The sequence below is a fragment of the Roseibium sp. ROS1 genome (genome assembly GCF_054658215.1).
In genome coordinates this window covers 783,042-801,569 of sequence record NZ_BAAGIG010000001.1, presented here as the reverse complement: position 1 = coordinate 801,569, position 18,528 = coordinate 783,042, and the positions used below count along the sequence as shown (strand labels likewise).

Sequence of the window (18,528 nt, the reverse complement as noted above, 5' to 3'; positions counted from 1 at the left end):
GATGTCGGCGCCTCACGCGCCGACATCAATCGCGATTTTTCCGATGAAGGCTTTTTCCAGGAACTTTTCCTGCGCGACACGCAGCTCGCGCAAGGGATAGGTTTCAGCAACCACCGGCCGGATCTCGCCCGCTTCGATATAGCTCACCAGGTCCTGAAAGACGTTGTCCGGCTGATAGGTGCTTCCAAGAAGCGTCAGATCACGCAGGTAGAGCGTGCGAAGATCCAGTTCGACAATCGGCCCGGCTATCGCACCCGATGTGACGTAGCGCCCTCTGTTGCAAAGCGCATCGATCAGCTTGCCCCAGGAAGGGCCGCCAACAAGATCCAGCACAACGTCAAAGGACTGTTCGGGCGGAACAGCGTCCCGATCCAGGGTGTCGTCGGCTCCAAGAAGCCGCAAGTCGGCTGCTTTTTCCCGGCTGGTAACCGCCGTGACATACGCCCCCCGGCGCTTGGCAAGCTGGATCGCCGCAGAGCCGACCCCGCCGGACGCCCCTGTGATCAGCACACGCTCAGCCTTGACACCAGCGCGCTGCATCATTCCTTCAGCCGTGGAAAAGGCGCAGGGAAACGAAGCCAGTTCGACGTCGCTCAGACGGGAGTTTATCGCAAGCGCATCGTGAGATCTTGCCGTCGAGTATTGTGCAAATCCACCGTTGCTCTCTGACCCGAAGGTCCAGATTGCAGGTTCCTGGCCATCTGCTTCGACGGATTGAAGCGCCCGCACCAGAACCCGTTCGCCAATCCGGCTCGTCGGGACTCCGTCGCCAACCGCAACGATTTCACCACAACAATCAGCGCCCTGAATATGCGGGAAGGTCAAAGGCTTGCCGGACCAACTGCCATCCGCTCCGGTGTCGGCCAAATATCCGTCAGCCGCGCCGGAGGCGGTGTCGCCACGCACGGTCTTGGAGTACCACCCCGTTCGGGTGTTCACATCGGTATTGTTGACCGACGACGCACCGACACGGATCAGAACCTCGTTCTTTCCGGGCACGGGAACCGGCAGGTCTGTCCGCCAGACCAGCTTCTCAAGTCCGCCGTGCCCCGTCAGCACGACACCGCTCATCTTTTCGGGGATCGCCATACGCTTTCCTTTGGTAGAATGATCGTTCTACTTGCCACGTGTAGAACGATCATTCTACATAGTCAAGCATGACCGACACCATGACCAGGATTGCTTCGGGACTTGAGCGGGCATTTGCCGAAAACGGCTTTGCCTCACCAAGCGTGGGAGATTTGAGAGATGCGGCGGGCGTAAGCCTTCGCACCCTGTACAAATACGTGCCGTCGCGGGAAGACATGGTCTACGCGGCCCTGGAGCATCGGCACCGGCGCTACCTGAAACTGGTGTTTGGCGACTTGCCGGCCAACCCGGAACAAGCTCTTGGGGAAATCCTCGACCGGGTCGCCAGCTGGATGGAAACCGAAACCACGAGGGGCTGCCTGTTCCATGCCGCTGTGGCATCTGCTCCCCATGACGAGAAGCTGTTTGACCTCCTGAAGGAACACAAGACACAGGTGGCCGACCGCGCCGCCAGCGCAACAGGACTTGCGGGCTGTGAAATCGAACTCTCGCTTCTTCTGGAAGGTCTGACGCAGACCTGGCCGCTTCATGGCGACCGGTCGGTGGAACGCGCCAAGTTACTCGGCAAGCTCCTTTTGACTGCGCATTCCGACATCACCGCAAAATAAAAGGCGGGCCAATGCCCGCCTTTCTGGTCCTTGCCGTGCGGCAGTTCTATCAGCCTGCTGCGGCCTGCAGGGCCGGAGTTTGCGGACGCACAGCGGCATCATAGTCCTGCATCAGGGTCTTGATGATATCGCCGACCTGATAGGTATTTCCGGCAATCTCGGAAACCGGCGTCACTTCAGCGGCCGTTCCGGTAACGAAGCACTGTTCGAATTCCGGCAGCTCTTCCGGCATGATCACGCGCTCGACAACCTCGATACCGCGGTCGCGTGCCAGACCGATCACCGTCTGGCGGGTAATGCCGTTCAGGAAGCAGTCGGGCGTCGGCGTATGGATCTTGCCGTCCTTGACGAAGAACACGTTGGCGCCGGTCGCCTCGGCCACCTGGCCGCGCCAGTCCAGCATCAGCGCATCGGTGTAGCCCTTGGCTTCCGCGGCATGCTTGGAGATGGTGCAGATCATGTAGAGACCGGCGGCCTTCGCCTTGTACGGTGCCGTTGCAGGCGCCGGACGGCGATATTCGGCCATATCCAGGCGAATGCCCTTCAGGCGCTCTTCCGGCTTGAAATAGCTCGGCCATTCCCAGGTGGCGATCGCCAGGTGAATGGTGTTGTGCTGAGCCGAAATACCCATCATCTCGCTGCCGCGCCAGGCGACGGGACGGATATAGGCATCGGTCAGGTTCATGCGCGCCAGGGTTTCTTCCTTGGCAGCGTTGATCTGTTCAGCAGTGTACGGGATCTCGAAACCGAGCATGCGCGCCGATGCAAGCAGGCGCTCCGTATGCTCTTCGGACTTGAAGATCCGGCCGCCATAAGCACGCTCACCTTCGAACACGCTGCTGCCGTAGTGCAGTCCGTGGCTGAGAACATGCAGTTTGGCTTCCGACCAAGGCACGAAAGTGCCGTCGTACCAGATATCACCACTGAGCTGATCAAAGGGCGTTCCAGCCATTTTTCATCTCCCGCTCGCTCTATGAGCGTTGTTTTGTTTTCTCTTTAACAGAGGCAAATGACGCCAAAGACTTGCGCCTTTTTTACCGCTGTATTTTTTGCACAGCACGCCAACTATCGGTATCCTGATGGCCGCGGCGACGATGATAGGATTCGTTTATCATCTGATGCGTGAAAATGCATCAAAAAGACCGATCATTTCGTTCGCGACCGGATAGAAGTAACAATCGACCAGAATTAAGTCAATATGACTGACGTAAATTTCAAACCGGACCAACCGCCCCTCAGACGGGATACGGACGGGGTTCGGCCCAGGCAGCCCGAAGGGGACGATACGGATGGCGCCAACGCGCTGTCCTACGACCTTATCGAGCTTCTTTTTTTCGCATATCGCGACTTCACCGGTGACCCGGATGACGTACTGGCCAAGTACGAGTTCGGCCGCGCACACCACCGTGTTCTGCATTTTGTGGATCGCAATCCGGGGATCATGGTCACTGACCTGCTCGGCATTCTCCGGATCACGAAGCAGAGCCTTGGCCGGGTGCTCAAGCAACTGGTGGACGCCGGCATCATCGAGCAGCGCGAAGGCCATCACGACAGGCGGCAGAGACTGCTCTATACCACCGAACGCGGACACGCCCTTGCTGTGGACCTTACCAGCCTGCAGCAAAAGCGCCTTGAACGCGCCCTAATTGGATTGCCAGATGGCAGCGACGAAATTATCCGCAGGTTTCTGCTCCAAATGATCGATCCCGAAGCGCGGCCTCAGATCCTGCAGCTGATACGCAGTCTCTACGATCTGAAGGATTGACCGGCAGAGGTCACAAAAGGACGACAAAGCCGACATGAATGCCCAGGTGCCTGACGACAACGCCAACCACATTCTCCTGGTCGACGACGACAAGCGCATCAGGGACCTTCTGTCCAGGTTGCTCAAGGAGAACGGCTATCGTGTGACCGCCGCCGCCCATGCGGCCGAAGCCCGCACGTGCCTGTCCGGGCTGGAGTTCGACCTGATCATCCTCGATGTCATGATGCCGGGTGAGACCGGTCTGGAACTTGCCGTTTCCCTACGCCAGGACTCTTCCGTCCCGATCCTGATGCTCACCGCGCGCTCCGAAGCCCCGGACCGGATCGCCGGACTGGAAGCCGGTGTCGACGATTACCTTTCCAAGCCGTTCGAACCGCGGGAACTGATGCTGCGCATTGCCGCGATCCTGCGTCGTGGCAACCAGCAGCCGGTCATTGTCAGCGAAGAGATCCGCTTCGGCCCGTTTTCGTTCAATTCTTCCCGGGGTGAACTCAAGAATGGCGAGGCCATGGTGCGCCTGACGGACAGGGAAAAGCAGATCCTGTCGATATTTGCCGAGCAACCGGGCGCGACCGTTCCTCGCCACAAGATCGTCGGTGATGATAGCGGCCTGGGTGAGCGGACGGTCGACGTCCAGATCAACCGGCTGCGCCGCAAGATCGAAACGGATCCGGGAAACCCGATCTACCTGCAGACGGTGCGCGGCATCGGATACAGGCTCGCGTGCGACTGAGCCGGAAACAAATGGCGAGACTCGACAGCTTCTTCCGGCGCGTTCCCCTGACGGTTCCCCTGAAACCGCTGATGGCGGTCTATCGTCAGGTCGCCAGGCTCATGTACCGGGTCATGCCGAAGGGCCTGTTCACCCGGACCTTCCTGATTATTGTCGCCCCCATCGTGATCCTGCAGTCGGTGCTCGTCTTCGTGTTCATGGAGCGGCACTACCAGCTTGTTTCGCGTAGGATGTCGGAAGCCGTGGTGCGCGAGATTGCGGCCGTGGTCTATGTTCTGGAGAACTATCCGCAGGATCCGGACTACGCCAACATCGAGGAACTCGCCTCGCGGGCGCTCGGCATGTCCATGACGGTGACACCGCTTGAGCCCTTGCCGCCTCCCACGCCCAAACCTTTCTTCGACGTCATCGACCAGGAACTGAGCCAGGCGATCGGGCAGCGCATTGGCAAGCCGTTCTGGATCGATACGGTCGGCAGGTCCCGCTTCGTCGAAATTCGCATCCAGTTGAAGGATTCCATCCTGCGCGTCTTCACAAGGCGCAGCCAGACCTACGCCTCCAACTCGCACATCTTCCTGGTCTGGATGTTCTCCACGTCGCTGGTTCTGGTGATCATCGCCCTGTTGTTCCTGCGCAATCAGATCCGCCCGATCGTGCGCCTTGCCAATGCGGCGGAGGCCTTCGGCAGAGGGCGTCCGGTGGAGAACTTTCGGGCCAGCGGCGCACGCGAAGTTCGCCAGGCAAGCCTTGCCTTCATCGACATGCGACGGCGCATCGAACGGCAGATCGAGCAGCGTACCACCATGCTTGCAGGCGTCAGCCACGATCTCAGGACCATTCTGACGCGTCTCAGACTGCAGCTCGCGTTCCTCGGCGGCTCGCCGGAAAGCGAGGCGATGCGCAAGGATGTCGACGAGATGAGCCACATGCTCGAGGATTATCTGGCCTTTGCCAGCGGCGATGGCGACGAGGACATCCAGAAGACCGACCTGTCGCTGCTTCTGGAGGAACTCGAAGAAGAAGCGGAGATCTCGGGCCACGATGTAAGGACCCGGTTCGAAGGCTCCCCGGAAGTCGAGATCCGGCGCCTGTCGATGAAGCGCTGCCTTTCAAACCTGGTCACCAACGGCTGCAAATACGGCAACCGGGTGGAAGTACTCGGCCGGGTCGACAGAGGCTGGATCACCATCACCGTCGACGACGACGGCCCGGGCATTCCCGAAGACCAGCGCGAGATTGCCTTCAGGGCCTTCCATCGGCTGGATCTTGCCCGCAACATGGATGAAACCGGTAGCGGTCTCGGCCTTGCCATCGCCCGTGATATTGCCCGTGCCCATGGCGGCGACCTCTATCTCGAAGACAGTCCAATGGGCGGATTGCGGGCACGGCTGCGTATCCCGGCATAGGAAAACTTTACTTTCCAGGCAGGAATTCGCCGCCATACTGGCCGAGAGACTTGCCTTTTCAGCCACCAGTTTGTTTCATTTGAAAGTCTTTCAAGGTGATTGAACACAATCGCCACCCAATTTCCGGTTGACTGGGCAAACATCAATTTTCTACCAAATGGCTTGCTGGTTCTTGCCCCCGTTTTCCACCAGCCGAGCGCATTCCGATGAGACGGGGACTTGAGGAATGCACCATGCCTGAAATTCTGCTGAAAAATGCCGATACCGTCCTCACGATGGATGATGACCGTCGGGAACTGTCAGCCGTCGACATTCGTCTGCGTGATGGCGTGATTGCGGAAATCGGTAAAGAACTGGAGACCTCCGGCGAAACGCTGTCCGCTCGTGGCTGCGTCGTGACACCCGGCCTTGTGAACACGCACCATCATCTCTACCAGAGTTTGACCAGAGCCGTTCCCGGTGGCCAGGACGCCCTGCTTTTCGGCTGGCTGCAGACCCTTTACCCGATCTGGTCCCGCTTCGGCCCGGAGGAAATGTTCGTGTCAGCGCAGACCGGACTTGCCGAACTGGCACTCTCCGGATGCACGCTCAGCTCCGATCATCTCTACCTCTATCCCAACGGGTCGCGGCTTGATGACACCATCGCCGCCGCAAGAGAGATCGGCCTTCGCTTTCACCCGACCCGTGGCGCCATGAGTATTGGCGAAAGCGACGGCGGCCTTCCGCCCGACAGTCTTGTTGAACGGGAAGCCAGCATTCTGGAAGATTCCATTCGCGTCGTAGACGCCTTTCACGACCCGTCAGAAGGCGCAATGGTTCGTGTCGGCCTTGCCCCTTGCTCACCCTTCTCGGTCAGCCGGGACCTGATGCGTGATGCGGCTCTGTTAGCTCGCGACAAGAAGGTTATGCTTCATACCCATCTTGCGGAAAACGATGAGGACATTTCCTACTCGCAGGAAAAATTCGGCTGCCGACCGGGTCAATACGCCGAGGATCTCGGCTGGACCGGGCCGGATGTCTGGCACGCCCATTGCGTCAAGCTGGATGATCGGGAAATCCGGCTGTTCGCCGGCAGCGGCACCGGCGTTGCCCATTGCCCCTGCTCCAACTGCCGACTTGGCAGCGGCATTGCCCCTGTTCGCGCAATGCGCGACGCCCGGGTGAAGGTTGGCCTTGGTGTTGACGGTTCGGCCAGCAACGATGCCGGCAACCTGGTCCTGGAAGCGCGCCAGTCGATGCTGCTGCAACGGGTGGCCAACGGTGCGGATGCCATGTCTGCTCGCGAAGCCCTGGAAATCGCGACGCGTGGCGGAGCCGATGTGCTCAACCGGCCGGACTGCGGCCGGCTCGCCCTCGGCAAACGTGCCGATATCGCACTGTGGGATGTTTCCGGCATAGAGAGCGCGGGCAGCTGGGATCCGGCGGCCCTGCTGCTCGCCGGCCCGACACGCGTCAAACACCTGTTCGTGGAAGGTCGTCAGGTCGTCAACGACGGCCAGATCACCACGATCGACCTGCCGAAGGTGATCGAACGCCAGAACCGGCTTGCGCAAAATCTGCAACCCTGAAACGGGCTTGCCCCTGGAGACGGGGCCAGGTGCGCAGGATCAGTAAAGCCGACCGCCGATCGGAACGTCCTTGGTCGGCGACAAAAGCACCACTTCGCCATCAGCATCCGGAACGCCGAGTGTCAGCACTTCGGACATGACGGGGCCAATCTGGCGCGGCGGGAAGTTGACCACCGCCATCACCAGCTTTCCGACCAGGGTTTCCGGCGTGTAGTGTTTGGTGATCTGTGCAGAGGTTTTCTTGATGCCGATTTCCGGACCGAAATCGATCTGCATCTTGTAGGCAGGCTTGCGTGCTTCGGGAAATTCCTCGGCCTTGATAACCCGGCCGACACGCACATCCACTTTCAGGAAATCGTCAAAACTGATCTGATCGCTCACGAAAACATTCCTTTTGTTCCGCGAGCGACCATGGACGGTCAGATGACTGTTCGCAAGGCCCGGGCAGCGCTCAGGCGCCTGCCGGGGCTTCTCCGCCGAGGTCTGTGTCTTCCCGGCCACTTTCCGCCCTGTCACCGCGGCGGCCAGAGCGTTCAGATGCCTTGCGGAAGAACGACCGGATGCCTTTTGCGACGCCGTCCAGCTTGTTCAGCCGCTTCATGAAGGACGTGCCCTTGTCCAGTTCCTTGTCGAGGCGCGCCATCGTGCGCGGCATGCCTTCGTCTTCCTCGTCCAGCCAAACGCCGATGACACGGGCAAAGGCAACGGAGAGACCCTGGGCAACGACGGTTGCCTTGACCCCGGAAACATCGATCCCGGCAGCGATCAGCATCCATTTCTGCGAGCGCACTTCAAGGGCGTTGAAGTCAAGCGCAAGGGCGGGATCCTTTCGCGCCGCCTTGTGGAGCGCACGCACGGCTTCCTTGTGTTCGGCCATGGCGTCTATGCGGCTCATCAGGATGTCGAACAGGCGATCGCGCGGGGGTTGGTCACCCATATCCTCGTCGCGTTCGTCCAGAACAGCGGTGTCGATCTGTTCCAGGAAGGCGGCAACCAGCTTCAGCTTGGAGGCATAAGCGCTGCGCATTTCGGAAAGCTTGACCTTGGCCGTCTCGGCGATCAACGGCAGCGAGACGTCTTCATAAGGATGTTCCGACAACAGATCGAGAAAGGTCTTCAGGATCTTCTGCTTGGTCTTCGCGGTCGCCATTGCTGGCCCTCCTGTGTGTTTTCTGCCCTCAACATAGGATCGCAGGCGCTTGCAGAAAAGGGCGGCCCGCTGCCGCAGGCTGTCGGAACGCCCCTCCAGGAACGCGGGTCTCAGGCAAATGCAGGTACCGAACAGGAACCAAACCGACTGGCACGGCGTTTCCTGAACTGACGGGCCTGAGACCGTGTACAGAGTGTCCGAAAGGACTCCCGGTCACCTTTCTCATGGCCTGTTCCGCCCGAGCGATCGGTTCCCCCACGCGAAGCCCCGTTGAAACGGAACATCGCGCCGATCGTCTCCGGGTGGCTTTGACAGACCTTTGCCGAGCCCCGCCCCGGGCCAAGCGCATCTTGTGAAAGGACGCCCCATGAAAACACTTGCCGATGCTTTCGAGCATACGCTTCAGGACATCTACTACGCCGAAAAAACCATGACCAAGACCATGCCGAAACTGCAGGAAGCTGCAAACGGAAAGAAACTGAAGGATGCGATCGGTGAGCATCTGGAAGAAACGAAATCCCAGGTCAAGGTTCTGGAACAGGTCTTCAAGTCGCTCGGAAAGAAGCCGGAAGGAGAGAAGTGCGATGCCATTGAAGGCCTGATCAAGGAAACCGACGGCATCATCAGCGAGGCGAGCGGCGCGGCGAAGAACGCAGCATTGCTGGCTGCCTGCCAGGCGGTCGAGCATTATGAGATCGCCCGCTACGGGACACTACGCGAATGGGCCAAGGTCCTCGGCCACGATGAGGCCCACGACCTGCTGACCGGCATTCTCGACCAGGAAAAGGCGGCAAACAGCAAGCTGACCAATCTTGCCGTTTCGACCATCAACGCGCAGTAACCACGCCATGCTGCTCGAAGGCCCTTCGGCTTTCGGGTCAGAGAACCAAAAGGCCGCCGGAGGTCCGGCGGCCTTTTGTCTGATAAAACCCGTGTTGCCGGGATGACCTCAGCCGGCCAGCTCCCGCGCGCGTTTGACGGCGGCGGCAACCGCCTCGCTCATAACCGGCTGCAATCCTTCGGCGTGCATCAGGACGTCAAGCGCAGCAGCCGTCGTGCCGTTCGGGCTGGTAACGTTCTGGCGCAGGATGGAGGGATGTTCACCGGACTGGTGCATCAACTCCCCTGCACCGCACACCGTGGCGACGGCCAGCTCATGAGCTATCTCTTCGGGAAGCCCGGCCTGCTTGCCCGCTTCGCTCAAGGCTTCTGCGAGGAAGAAAACATAGGCTGGGCCCGAACCACTGACACCGGTCACCAGATCGATCTGGTCTTCGCTGTCGAGCCAGACCACCTTTCCGACCGCCGACAGAAGTTTGGTGACATCTTCACGGGAAGAAGCGGAAACTGCCTCAGTCGGATACACCGCCGTGATGCCGCGTTTGACCATGGCCGGTGTGTTCGGCATGCAGCGGCAGATCGGCACCTTGCCGAAGTATTCCTCGAATTTGGCAACCGGAGTACCCGCCGCAATCGACAGCACGAGCGTGTCTGCAGCAACGGCAGACTTCAGGCCGGGCAGGACCTGGTCCATGAGCTGTGGCTTGATCGCCACCAGCACGATGCCAGCCGTAAGGTCATCCGGGACCGAAGTCACATGGCGGATGCCGTGTTTCTTGAGGAGCGCGTCCATCTCTTCGGAAAGACGCGGGTCGCTGACCACGATGGCGGCGGGATCGACCCCTTCCGCCATCCAGCCTGATAACATTGCCCCGCCCATCTTGCCGGCTCCGACAAGAAGGAAAGGCCGTTCCTTTGAAAAGCTCATGCTTCTCCTGCGGTTTCAAACAAGGCCGTATTCAACGCCTCGGCTGCCGAATGACCGGCCCAGACGACGAATTGAAAGGCTTGATAGAAACGTTCGCAGTTTTCAAGGGCATTTGTCAGCATTCCCTCGATCTGTGCCGAGGAGGCCTCCGCACCGCCCGCAAGAAGCAGCGACTGCCGGAACATCACCACGTTCTCCTTGTTCCAGAGATCGAAGTGGCCCATCCAGAGCTGTTCATTGACCAGTGCGAGCAGACGGACAACTTCCGTCTTGCGCAATTCGGTGACCTTGAGGTCAAAAGCGCAGGCAAGATGAAGGGCTTCGACTTCCTCCATCCACGAGAAGGAGACGTGGTAATCACACCAGCTCCCCTCCAGGGATATGGTGATCTCGTCTTCGTCCGACCTTTCGAACGTCCAGTCGTTCAACGCGGCGAACGTCTCGATGGTGTCAACGGGATTACCAGGTCGCTCGAGTTCAAGCTCGATGAGGCTCATGTGCCTACTCCCCTTCTGAGCCGGGGGCCTGGAACCCGATCACGATAACCGGGCGGGCCGCCGGGAAAAGTCCCATGCCGGAGGAGCAAAACGCGTCCTGTTACGGCCCTTTTAGAAGGGAACCGGTTCCGTCTTGCTCCGACGAATCCCTGTTATCTTTCAGTATAGGAGCAGGATTGACTTAAGCGATACATACCAATTGAGCGAAAAAAGCCGAAACTTGTGGACGACTCAGCGGTATTTTTCATCACACTGCCCAAAATCAACGCAAACCCGCCATGTTCACGCGTCGTAATTCTGTCATCAACTATTAACAGAAAACGCTCACATCGACGTCAACAAATCGGGTTAAGCGGCTCCAGCAGCGCCGGATTCCGGATTTTCGAGCTTGGCGATCCGCGATTCGAGCTCGTCGATCCGGTCCAGAGCGCGCACTGCCATCTCTTTGACCGCTTCATGCTCTTCGCGCGAAACCACGTCCATGTCGGACAGGAAACGCTCGGCCTGCGCACGGAAGGCGGTCTCCACCTCGCGGCGGGCACCCTGGGCAACACCGGCGGCGTCGGTCATCAGCTTGGCAAAATCATCGAGAAGACGGTTCGGGCCTTGGGTCATCGGACCCTCCTTGATCGGAAAAACATGCGATGGGAGAGAGGTATGAGGGAATGGCGGGAACTTCAAGGACCAATTCCGCCGCAGCCGAATTCACTATCAACAGGAGCAATCTCCCGAGCCCTCTTGCGGGTAGCGCCCCACCGGCCTGACAAACCCGTGTCGGCTTGACGAGGCGGACAAGATCGCGCAAGCGTTCAGCCCGAAACCCGCCCGCGCACCATCGGAAGGTTCTGCCGTGCCGCCTGTTCTGGTTATGCCTTTTCCCGCAATCGATCCTGTACTCGTCGAATTCGGGCCCTTTGCCCTGCGCTGGTACGCGCTTGCCTATATCGTCGGCATTCTGCTGGCCTGGCGCTACATGCGTCTGCTGGTGGCCAACGACCGGCTGTGGGGTGGCATTGCCCGCCCCACACAGCTCGAGATCGACGACTTCGTGCTGTGGGGAACGCTCGGTATCATCATCGGTGGCCGCCTCGGCTACGTGCTGTTCTACAATCCGGGCTATTATATCGCCCACCCGGCCGAAGCGCTCGAGATCTGGACCGGTGGCATGTCCTTCCACGGCGGCTTCGCCGGCACCGTCATCGCGATGATCCTGTTTGCCTGGAAACGCGGCCTGTCGATCTGGACCCTGTTCGACCTTGCCGGTTGTGCGGCTCCCATCGGCCTGTTCTTCGGCCGTATCGCCAATTTCATCAATTCCGAACTCTGGGGCCGGCCGACGGATGTACCCTGGGCCGTGGTTTTTCCGAACGGCGGACCGGATCCCCGTCATCCAAGCCAGCTCTATGAAGCCGCGCTCGAAGGCATCGTGCTGTTTCTGGTTCTGATGGTGCTCAGCCGGCGCTTCAAGCTTTTGCAAAAGCCCGGCTTTCTTGCCGGTGCCTTTGCCTTCGGCTACGGCATCGCCCGGTCGATAGCAGAACTCTACAGGGTTCCGGATGCCCATATCGGCTATCTGAGCGGCTTTCTCACCATGGGCATACTGCTGTCCGTACCGATGATCCTGGCGGGCCTCGCAACCATGATCTGGGCCGCCCGGCGCCGGACCGGAGCAACCGCGGCGTGACGGGACTGAAAGACAGGATCAAGGTACGGATCGAAACCGAGGGCCCGCTTTCGGTCGCACAATACATGTCTGTTTGCCTTGGGGACCCGGACGCCGGCTACTACATGAGGCGCGAACCGTTCGGCACCGCGGGCGATTTCGTCACAGCACCCGAAGTCAGCCAGATGTTCGGCGAACTCGTCGGGGCAGCCTGCCTGTCCGCCTGGCAGGCACTTGGAGAGCCCGCGGAATTTCAGCTGGTCGAACTTGGGCCTGGTCGCGGCACACTGATGTCCGACCTCTTGCGGATGGCAGCCCTGCGTCCTGCCTTTGTGAAGGCGGCTCGCCTGAACCTGGTTGAGACCAGCCAGCGACTGAGGGACATGCAGTCAGCGGCTCTGAAGCGCGGTCCGTTGAAACCGCAATTTCGCGATCGGTTCCAGGACGTTCCGGACGGCCCGCTGATCCTGGTTGCCAACGAGTTTTTCGACGCCCTGCCGATCCATCAGTTCGTCAAGACCGAACACGGCTGGCAGGAACGCCAGATCGGGCTTTCGCAGCACGAAGAGCTGATCTTCGGTGTCGGCACCGCCCGTCTGCCCGATGACGCTGTGCCCGCTGGCCTTTCCACTGCACCGGACGGCACGATCTTCGAAACCCAGCCTGCAGCCAATGCGATCGCCGAAGAAATCGGCCGGCGGATTGCAGATAGCGGCGGTGCAGCACTCTTCATTGACTACGGGTATCTGAAGACTGCCGCCGGCGACACGCTGCAAGCACTTTACAGGCACGCCTATGACGACGTCCTGGCTCATCCGGGAGAAGCGGATCTGACCGCCCACGTGAATTTCGAGGCATTGGCGGCGGCCGCTGTCCGGGCGGGAGCACACACGCTGGAACCGCTGACCCAGGGCGAATTCCTGCTTCGCACCGGTCTTCTGGAGCGGGCAGGTGCCCTTGGTGCGGGTAAAACCCACAGCGAACAGGAGGCGATCCGCGATGCCGTCGAACGGCTGGCCGCGCCTGACCAGATGGGGGATCTTTTCAAGGTGCTCGCTGTGACGAATTCCGGAAATTCGTTTCCCCCGTTTGACAGCGCGTCCTGAACACCCCAAGGATCAGTCGCTGGCGTGGCGAATCCCCTCCCCTCAGGAGCCCTGAATGAAAATTGAAGCAGACGTCTTGAAGCTGGATGGCATCCGGCACGGCTTCTTCACCCGCCAGGGCGGCGTTTCCGGCGGCATCTACACCAGCCTCAATATCGGTCTCGGTTCGGACGATGAGCGCAGCAGCGTTCTTGAAAACCGCGACCGGGTTGCCGGCCAGCTCGGCATTGGTGCCGATCGCCTGGTGTCCCCCTATCAGATCCACTCCGCCGACGTGATCACTGTCAGCGCACCATTCGCACTGGATGCGGACCGCAAGGCCGATGCCCTGGTCACGGCCACACCGGGCCTTGCCATCGGCATCGCGACGGCCGATTGCGGCCCGCTTCTGTTTGCGGATACCAAGGCGGGTGTCATCGGCGCTGCCCATTCAGGCTGGAAAGGCGCCGTTACCGGCATCTTGCAGAATACGGTTGCCGCCATGGAGGCTCTCGGCGCGACCAGAACCAACATCACGGCGGTGCTGGGTCCGACGATTTCGCAGGGCGCCTATGAGGTCGGCCCCGAATTCAAGGAACGTTTCCTTCAGGAGCACCCGGACAACACCCGCTACTTCAAGCCTTCGGAACGGGCAGAGCACTTCATGTTCGACCTGCCCGCCTTCATTACGGACAAGCTTCAGGCTCTTGGACTGGGGGCCGTTGCCGACCTGGCACTGTGCACCTATGCCGATGAAGACCGCTTCTTCTCCTACCGCCGGACGACCCATCGCAAGGAACCGGACTACGGCCGCCAGATCAGCGCGATTGCACTTTTGTGAGGACCACCCATGGCACTTCATTTTTCCGATGCCGAGTTTGAAAGCCGCTTTGACAAGCTGAAAGCCGCCATGGAGGCGCAGAAGCTGGATGCCATGCTGCTCTTCGCCCAGGAGAGCATGTACTGGCTGACCGGCTACGACACCTTCGGTTTCTGCTTCTTCCAGTGCCTCGTGGTGACGAAGGAAGGACGCCGGGTGCTCCTCACCCGATCTGCCGACGAACGCCAGGCCAAGCACACCTCGAACATCGAGGACATCCGCATCTGGATCGACCGCGGCTCCGCCAGCCCGGTGCTGCAGCTGAAGGAACTGCTGTTCGACATGGACCTGCTCGGCTGCAAGCTGGGCGTTGAATACGACACACAGGGCATGACCGGCAAAATAGCGCTGAAGCTGAACGAGGAACTTACCAGTTTCGCCGATGTCAGCGATGCCTCGCCCCTGATCCCCGAACTTCGTGCGGTGAAAAGCGTCGAGGAAATCGTTTATGTGCGCAAGGCCGCGGAGCTTGCGGACAAGGCCTTTTATGCGGCAATGGATGAAATCCACCCCGGAGCCGACGAAGGCCGCATCCTGGCTGCGATGCAGGGAGCCATTTTTGAAGGTGGCGGCGATTACCCCGGCAACGAGTTCATCATCGGCTCCGACCGCGACGCTCTCCTGTGCCGTTACAAGGCAGGTCGCCGGAACCTGTCCGAACAGGACCAGCTGACACTGGAATGGGCAGGCGCCTACCGCCACTACCATGCCGCACTGATGCGCACGGTGGTGATCGGCACGCCGACGGACCGGCATCTGGAGATGTACACCGCCGCACGTGAAGCACTGGCCGCCGTTGAAACACAGCTCGTTCCCGGCAAGACATTCGGCGATGTTTTCGACGCTCATGCGGAACGGGTGGACGCTCATGGCCTGATGCCGCACCGGCTGAACGCCTGCGGTTATTCCCTGGGTGCCAGGTTCACACCAAGCTGGATGGATATGCCCATGGCGTACCGGGCCAATCCGGCCGAGGTAAAGCCCGACATGGTCATCTTCATGCATATGATCCTGATGGATTCCAACTCCGGAACCGCCATGACGCTCGGCCAGACCTATCTGACCACGACCGGAACGCCAGAGTGCTTGTCCAAGCTGCCTCTCGACCTGCCGGTCAAGTCAGGCTAAACCAGTTTCAACCTTGCGGCCCGGTTCGCGTTTCGCGTTTCCGGCAGGGCCGCTGCCACGACGATATCGACCGCGAGAGCCAAGCGTCTCCATGACAGACAAGACCACCCAACAATCCATTTCTTCCCGGCGCCTGTTGGCGGTTCTACTGCTTGGAGCAGGGCTTGCAGCCTGTCAGGCTGCTCCACAGCCCCCTACTCCGATCTCGACCACTGTCACCGCGCCGACGATCGCCGGTCAGGTCGACCCGGAAGAAGGCATCACCTTCGCGTTTGAACCGTTTACCGGCGCACCGGGCAACATTGCCGACGAGCTGTCCGAAATGATCGGCTCCGAAGCCCGCAAACAGGGCATCACGCTGGTACGCCGCATCGGCGCGGCCGCCACCTACCGGGTCAATGGCTATCTGTCGGCCACCGGGCAGCCTTCCAACGGCACGGTCTTCTACGTTTTCGACATCGTCGACAGCTCTGGTCGCCGCGTGAAGCGAATCTCCGGAACGGAAGATACCGGCGGAGCCTCGGGTGACCCATGGCAGGCTGTCAGCTCCGGCACGCTGTCGCGCATTGCCAATCGCTCGATGGTGGAAATCAAGGCCTGGCTCAACCGATAATGAATTGCTTTGCCGGGTAATTCCGGCGTGGCGTCACAAAAAATAAAAAAAAGCGGGCGTCAGGCACGAACGCCTGTTGTGGTCCGGTTGCTTGGTTGTTACAACGCCGCCGCCTGCCGAGGGTTTCCGAGCGAGGCTCCCGGCACCCGGCACATGACTTAAGACCTAGGCCTTTCCGCGTGTTTGCAAGGCACAACCTGTCTGCAAAACCGCCGTCGCACCAGAAGGACTTGCGGCTCATGAAGATCGTCGCGGGCAATTCCAACCGAGCCCTGGCTGAGGAAATATCCAAATACCTGGATGCCCCTCTCGCCAAATGCCAGGTCCGGCGGTTTGCCGACCAGGAAATCTTCGTAGAAATCCAGGAAAACGTACGCGGCGAAGATGTATTCGTCGTCCAGCCGACCAGCTACCCGGCAAACGACCACCTTATGGAGCTGCTCATCATCATCGATGCGCTCCGCCGGTCCTCTGCGCGCCGCATCACCGCGGTCATTCCGTATTTCGGCTACGCCCGGCAGGATCGCCGCGCCTCCGGCCGAACCCCGATCTCGGCAAAGCTGGTGGCCAATCTCATTACCGAAGCCGGTGCCGACCGCATTCTAACCCTGGATCTCCACGCCGGTCAGATCCAGGGTTTTTTCGATATCCCGACAGACAACCTGTTCGCAGCGCCCGTCATGACGCGCGACATCAAGGAACGCTACGCGACCGACAATGTCATGGTCGTGTCTCCGGATGTCGGCGGCGTGGTGCGCGCCCGTGCACTTGCCAAGCGCATCGAAGCTCCGCTCTCTATCGTCGACAAGCGTCGCGACAAGCCCGGAGAATCGGAAGTCATGAACATCATCGGTGATGTCAAAGGCTATGACTGCATCCTGGTCGATGACATCGTCGACAGTGGCGGCACGCTCTGCAACGCCGCCGAAGCCCTGTTGTCCAAGGGCGCACAGTCGGTAACGGCCTATATCACTCACGGCGTTCTGTCCGGTGGTGCCGTTGCCCGCGTGACCTCTTCCAAGCTGAAGGAGCTGGTCATCACCAACTCCATTGAACCGACTGCCGCCATCACGGCTGCAGCCAACATCCGTGCAATCTCGATTGCCCCGCTGATCGGCGAAGCAATCAACCGCACGGCACTGGAAAAGTCGGTTTCCAGCCTCTTCAGCTGATCGCCGAAACGTCGACTGCTCAAGACGCCCGGCCCGTGCCGGGCGTTTTTGCGTTCAGCCCACATTTTTCTGCGAGACTTGCCTTTTCCACGATTGCCGCATTGCTCGCCGCCGTAAAATTGCGGCCACGCCCGAGCCGGCGGGAGGGAATCGGAGCCGGATGCCGGCAGCCACAGGTTTTGCAGCCGGGACCTTGTAACCGCTCCTTCGGGCCGCATTCACGCCGACACCGGACGGGTAGTTTCCACCCCTCACAACCAGTCCGCGCCAAGCTTCACAAATTTTCCCAATTGTTCAAAAAATTTGCCACCGAAGCTCCTGCCCAGCTTGTGAGCACGCATATTTTGTGGTCATCTAAGTCTGCACAAGGTCTTTTCCAGGGGATTTCAGATGCTCACTTCCAAACCATTTTCCAGGGCCCGCAGGGCCATGTTGACGGCCGCTCTGGCTGTCACAGTATCGGCAGGACTGTCCGTTCCTTCCGCCAATGCCGCCGACCCGGTCAAGGTCGCAGCGATCTACACCGTTCCCGTCGAACAGCAGTGGGTCAGCCGCATCGACAAGGCGCTGAAAGCCGCCCAGGAACGCGGTGAAATCACCTACACCTTCTCCGAAAACGTTGCCAACACCGACTATGAGCGTGTCATGCGCGAATACGCCGAACAGGGCATGGATCTGGTGGTTGGCGAAGCATTCGCCGTCGAGCGCGCCGCTCGCAAGGTGGCTGCGGAATATCCGGACACGGCTTTCCTGATGGGGTCGTCCTTCGGACCGGCTCAGCCGAACTTTGCCGTCTTCGACAACTGGATCCATGAGCCGAGCTATCTCTCCGGCATGATCGCCGGCGCCACCACCAAGTCGAATGTCATCGGCATGGTCGGCGGCTACGCCATTCCCGAAGTGAACCGCCTGATGAACGCCTTCATGGAAGGCGCAACCTCCGTGAACCCGGACGTGAAGTTCCTCGTGACCTTCATCAACTCCTGGTACGACCCGCCCAAGGCCAAGGAAGCTGCCTTCGCGATGATCGACAAGGGTGCGGACATTCTCTACGCAGAGCGCTTCGGCGTTTCCGATGCGGCCAAGGAAAAGGGCATTCTGGCGATCGGCAACGTGATCGACACGGCAAGCGACTATCCGGGCACCATCCTGTCCTCCGCGCTGTGGCACATGGAACCGACCATCGACAAGGCGATCGGCCTTGTTGCCAGCGACACCTTTGAACCTGCCGATTTCGGCCCCTACAGCTTCATGTCCTACGGCGGAGGCAGCTTCGTTGTTGACGAAAGCCTTGCTCCTGCCGACGCGGTTTCCGCGGCAAAGGCCAAGGAGCAGGAAATCCTCGACGGCCTGTTCCGCGTCAATGTGAACGACAGCGAACCGAAATCCACCATGTAGGCTTT

At 60.1% G+C, this 18,528-nt stretch carries 20 protein-coding genes; 13 read left to right on the top strand and 7 right to left on the bottom strand.

Annotated elements, in window-relative coordinates:
- Positions 1-12 precede the first annotated feature (12 nt).
- Positions 13-1,089 (bottom strand): alcohol dehydrogenase family protein, encoded by a 1,077-nt coding sequence (locus ACYQ6M_RS03525; protein WP_460072153.1) that lies wholly within the window; start codon positions 1,087-1,089, stop codon positions 13-15.
- A gap of 80 nt (positions 1,090-1,169) precedes the next feature.
- Here ACYQ6M_RS03525 and ACYQ6M_RS03520 point away from each other — a divergent pair, with 80 nt between their 5' ends.
- Positions 1,170-1,697 (top strand): TetR/AcrR family transcriptional regulator, encoded by a 528-nt coding sequence (locus ACYQ6M_RS03520; protein ID WP_286202427.1) that lies wholly within the window; start codon positions 1,170-1,172, stop codon positions 1,695-1,697.
- 49 nt (positions 1,698-1,746) lie between these two features.
- Here the strand turns inward: ACYQ6M_RS03520 and ACYQ6M_RS03515 are convergent, their stop codons facing one another.
- Positions 1,747-2,649, bottom strand: a complete 903-nt coding sequence (locus ACYQ6M_RS03515; RefSeq protein ID WP_168684844.1) for a branched-chain amino acid aminotransferase — start codon at positions 2,647-2,649, stop codon at positions 1,747-1,749.
- Positions 2,650-2,895: 246 nt separating this feature from the next.
- On the opposite strand from ACYQ6M_RS03515, the gene ACYQ6M_RS03510 reads away from it, so the two are divergent.
- The 4 genes from ACYQ6M_RS03510 (at position 2,896) to ACYQ6M_RS03495 (ending at position 7,169) form a co-directional block, all read left to right on the top strand.
- Complete coding sequence (locus ACYQ6M_RS03510) at positions 2,896-3,462, top strand: MarR family winged helix-turn-helix transcriptional regulator (RefSeq protein ID WP_205838367.1); 567 nt, start codon at positions 2,896-2,898, stop codon at positions 3,460-3,462.
- Between the two features lie 34 nt (positions 3,463-3,496).
- A complete protein-coding gene (locus ACYQ6M_RS03505; protein WP_022998074.1) occupies positions 3,497-4,195 on the top strand; it encodes a response regulator in 699 nt (232 codons plus the stop codon).
- Between the two features lie 11 nt (positions 4,196-4,206).
- The gene (locus tag ACYQ6M_RS03500; protein ID WP_075282507.1) at positions 4,207-5,601 is read left to right on the top strand and encodes an ATP-binding protein; all 1,395 of its coding nucleotides are present in this window, start codon (positions 4,207-4,209) and stop codon (positions 5,599-5,601) included.
- A gap of 233 nt (positions 5,602-5,834) precedes the next feature.
- Entirely contained in the window at positions 5,835-7,169 is a 1,335-nt protein-coding gene (locus tag ACYQ6M_RS03495) for an 8-oxoguanine deaminase (protein ID WP_460072150.1), read from the top strand.
- Between the two features lie 39 nt (positions 7,170-7,208).
- On the opposite strand, the gene ACYQ6M_RS03490 is transcribed toward ACYQ6M_RS03495, so the two are convergent.
- Positions 7,209-7,550 carry a tRNA-binding protein gene (locus ACYQ6M_RS03490; protein ID WP_022998077.1) on the bottom strand — a complete coding sequence of 114 codons (342 nt, stop codon included), beginning with the start codon at positions 7,548-7,550 and terminating at the stop codon, positions 7,209-7,211.
- Between the two features lie 70 nt (positions 7,551-7,620).
- Positions 7,621-8,319, bottom strand: a complete 699-nt coding sequence (locus tag ACYQ6M_RS03485; protein ID WP_055655868.1) for a TetR/AcrR family transcriptional regulator — start codon at positions 8,317-8,319, stop codon at positions 7,621-7,623.
- A gap of 367 nt (positions 8,320-8,686) precedes the next feature.
- Here ACYQ6M_RS03485 and ACYQ6M_RS03480 point away from each other — a divergent pair, with 367 nt between their 5' ends.
- Entirely contained in the window at positions 8,687-9,160 is a 474-nt protein-coding gene (locus ACYQ6M_RS03480) for a YciE/YciF ferroxidase family protein (protein ID WP_055655871.1), read from the top strand.
- 108 nt (positions 9,161-9,268) lie between these two features.
- Here the strand turns inward: ACYQ6M_RS03480 and proC are convergent, their stop codons facing one another.
- From proC to ACYQ6M_RS03465, 3 genes are all read right to left on the bottom strand, one after another.
- Positions 9,269-10,087, bottom strand: a complete 819-nt coding sequence (gene proC / locus ACYQ6M_RS03475) for a pyrroline-5-carboxylate reductase (RefSeq protein WP_460072147.1) — start codon at positions 10,085-10,087, stop codon at positions 9,269-9,271.
- Positions 10,084-10,584, bottom strand: coding sequence for a type III secretion system chaperone family protein (locus ACYQ6M_RS03470; protein WP_022998082.1), 501 nt, complete (start codon positions 10,582-10,584; stop codon positions 10,084-10,086). Before ACYQ6M_RS03470 ends, proC begins: the two co-directional genes overlap by 4 nt.
- Before the next feature lie 348 nt (positions 10,585-10,932).
- Positions 10,933-11,199, bottom strand: coding sequence for an accessory factor UbiK family protein (locus ACYQ6M_RS03465; protein WP_460072144.1), 267 nt, complete (start codon positions 11,197-11,199; stop codon positions 10,933-10,935).
- Between the two features lie 253 nt (positions 11,200-11,452).
- Here ACYQ6M_RS03465 and lgt point away from each other — a divergent pair, with 253 nt between their 5' ends.
- From lgt to ACYQ6M_RS03430, 7 genes are all read left to right on the top strand, one after another.
- Positions 11,453-12,268 (top strand): prolipoprotein diacylglyceryl transferase, encoded by an 816-nt coding sequence (lgt, locus tag ACYQ6M_RS03460; protein ID WP_022998084.1) that lies wholly within the window; start codon positions 11,453-11,455, stop codon positions 12,266-12,268.
- A complete protein-coding gene (locus tag ACYQ6M_RS03455) occupies positions 12,265-13,353 on the top strand; it encodes a class I SAM-dependent methyltransferase (protein ID WP_460072142.1) in 1,089 nt (362 codons plus the stop codon). Before lgt ends, ACYQ6M_RS03455 begins: the two co-directional genes overlap by 4 nt.
- Before the next feature lie 55 nt (positions 13,354-13,408).
- Positions 13,409-14,173, top strand: a complete 765-nt coding sequence (pgeF, locus tag ACYQ6M_RS03450) for a peptidoglycan editing factor PgeF (protein ID WP_460072139.1) — start codon at positions 13,409-13,411, stop codon at positions 14,171-14,173.
- 9 nt (positions 14,174-14,182) lie between these two features.
- Positions 14,183-15,340 (top strand): M24 family metallopeptidase, encoded by a 1,158-nt coding sequence (locus ACYQ6M_RS03445; protein ID WP_460072137.1) that lies wholly within the window; start codon positions 14,183-14,185, stop codon positions 15,338-15,340.
- A 91-nt stretch (positions 15,341-15,431) separates the two neighbouring features.
- Positions 15,432-15,953: a hypothetical protein gene (locus ACYQ6M_RS03440; RefSeq protein WP_022998088.1), complete on the top strand. Its 522-nt coding sequence runs from the start codon at positions 15,432-15,434 to the stop codon at positions 15,951-15,953.
- Positions 15,954-16,192: 239 nt separating this feature from the next.
- Positions 16,193-17,125, top strand: coding sequence for a ribose-phosphate pyrophosphokinase (locus ACYQ6M_RS03435; protein ID WP_031268253.1), 933 nt, complete (start codon positions 16,193-16,195; stop codon positions 17,123-17,125).
- A gap of 390 nt (positions 17,126-17,515) precedes the next feature.
- Positions 17,516-18,523, top strand: a complete 1,008-nt coding sequence (locus ACYQ6M_RS03430; protein WP_031268255.1) for a BMP family protein — start codon at positions 17,516-17,518, stop codon at positions 18,521-18,523.
- Positions 18,524-18,528 lie beyond the last annotated feature (5 nt).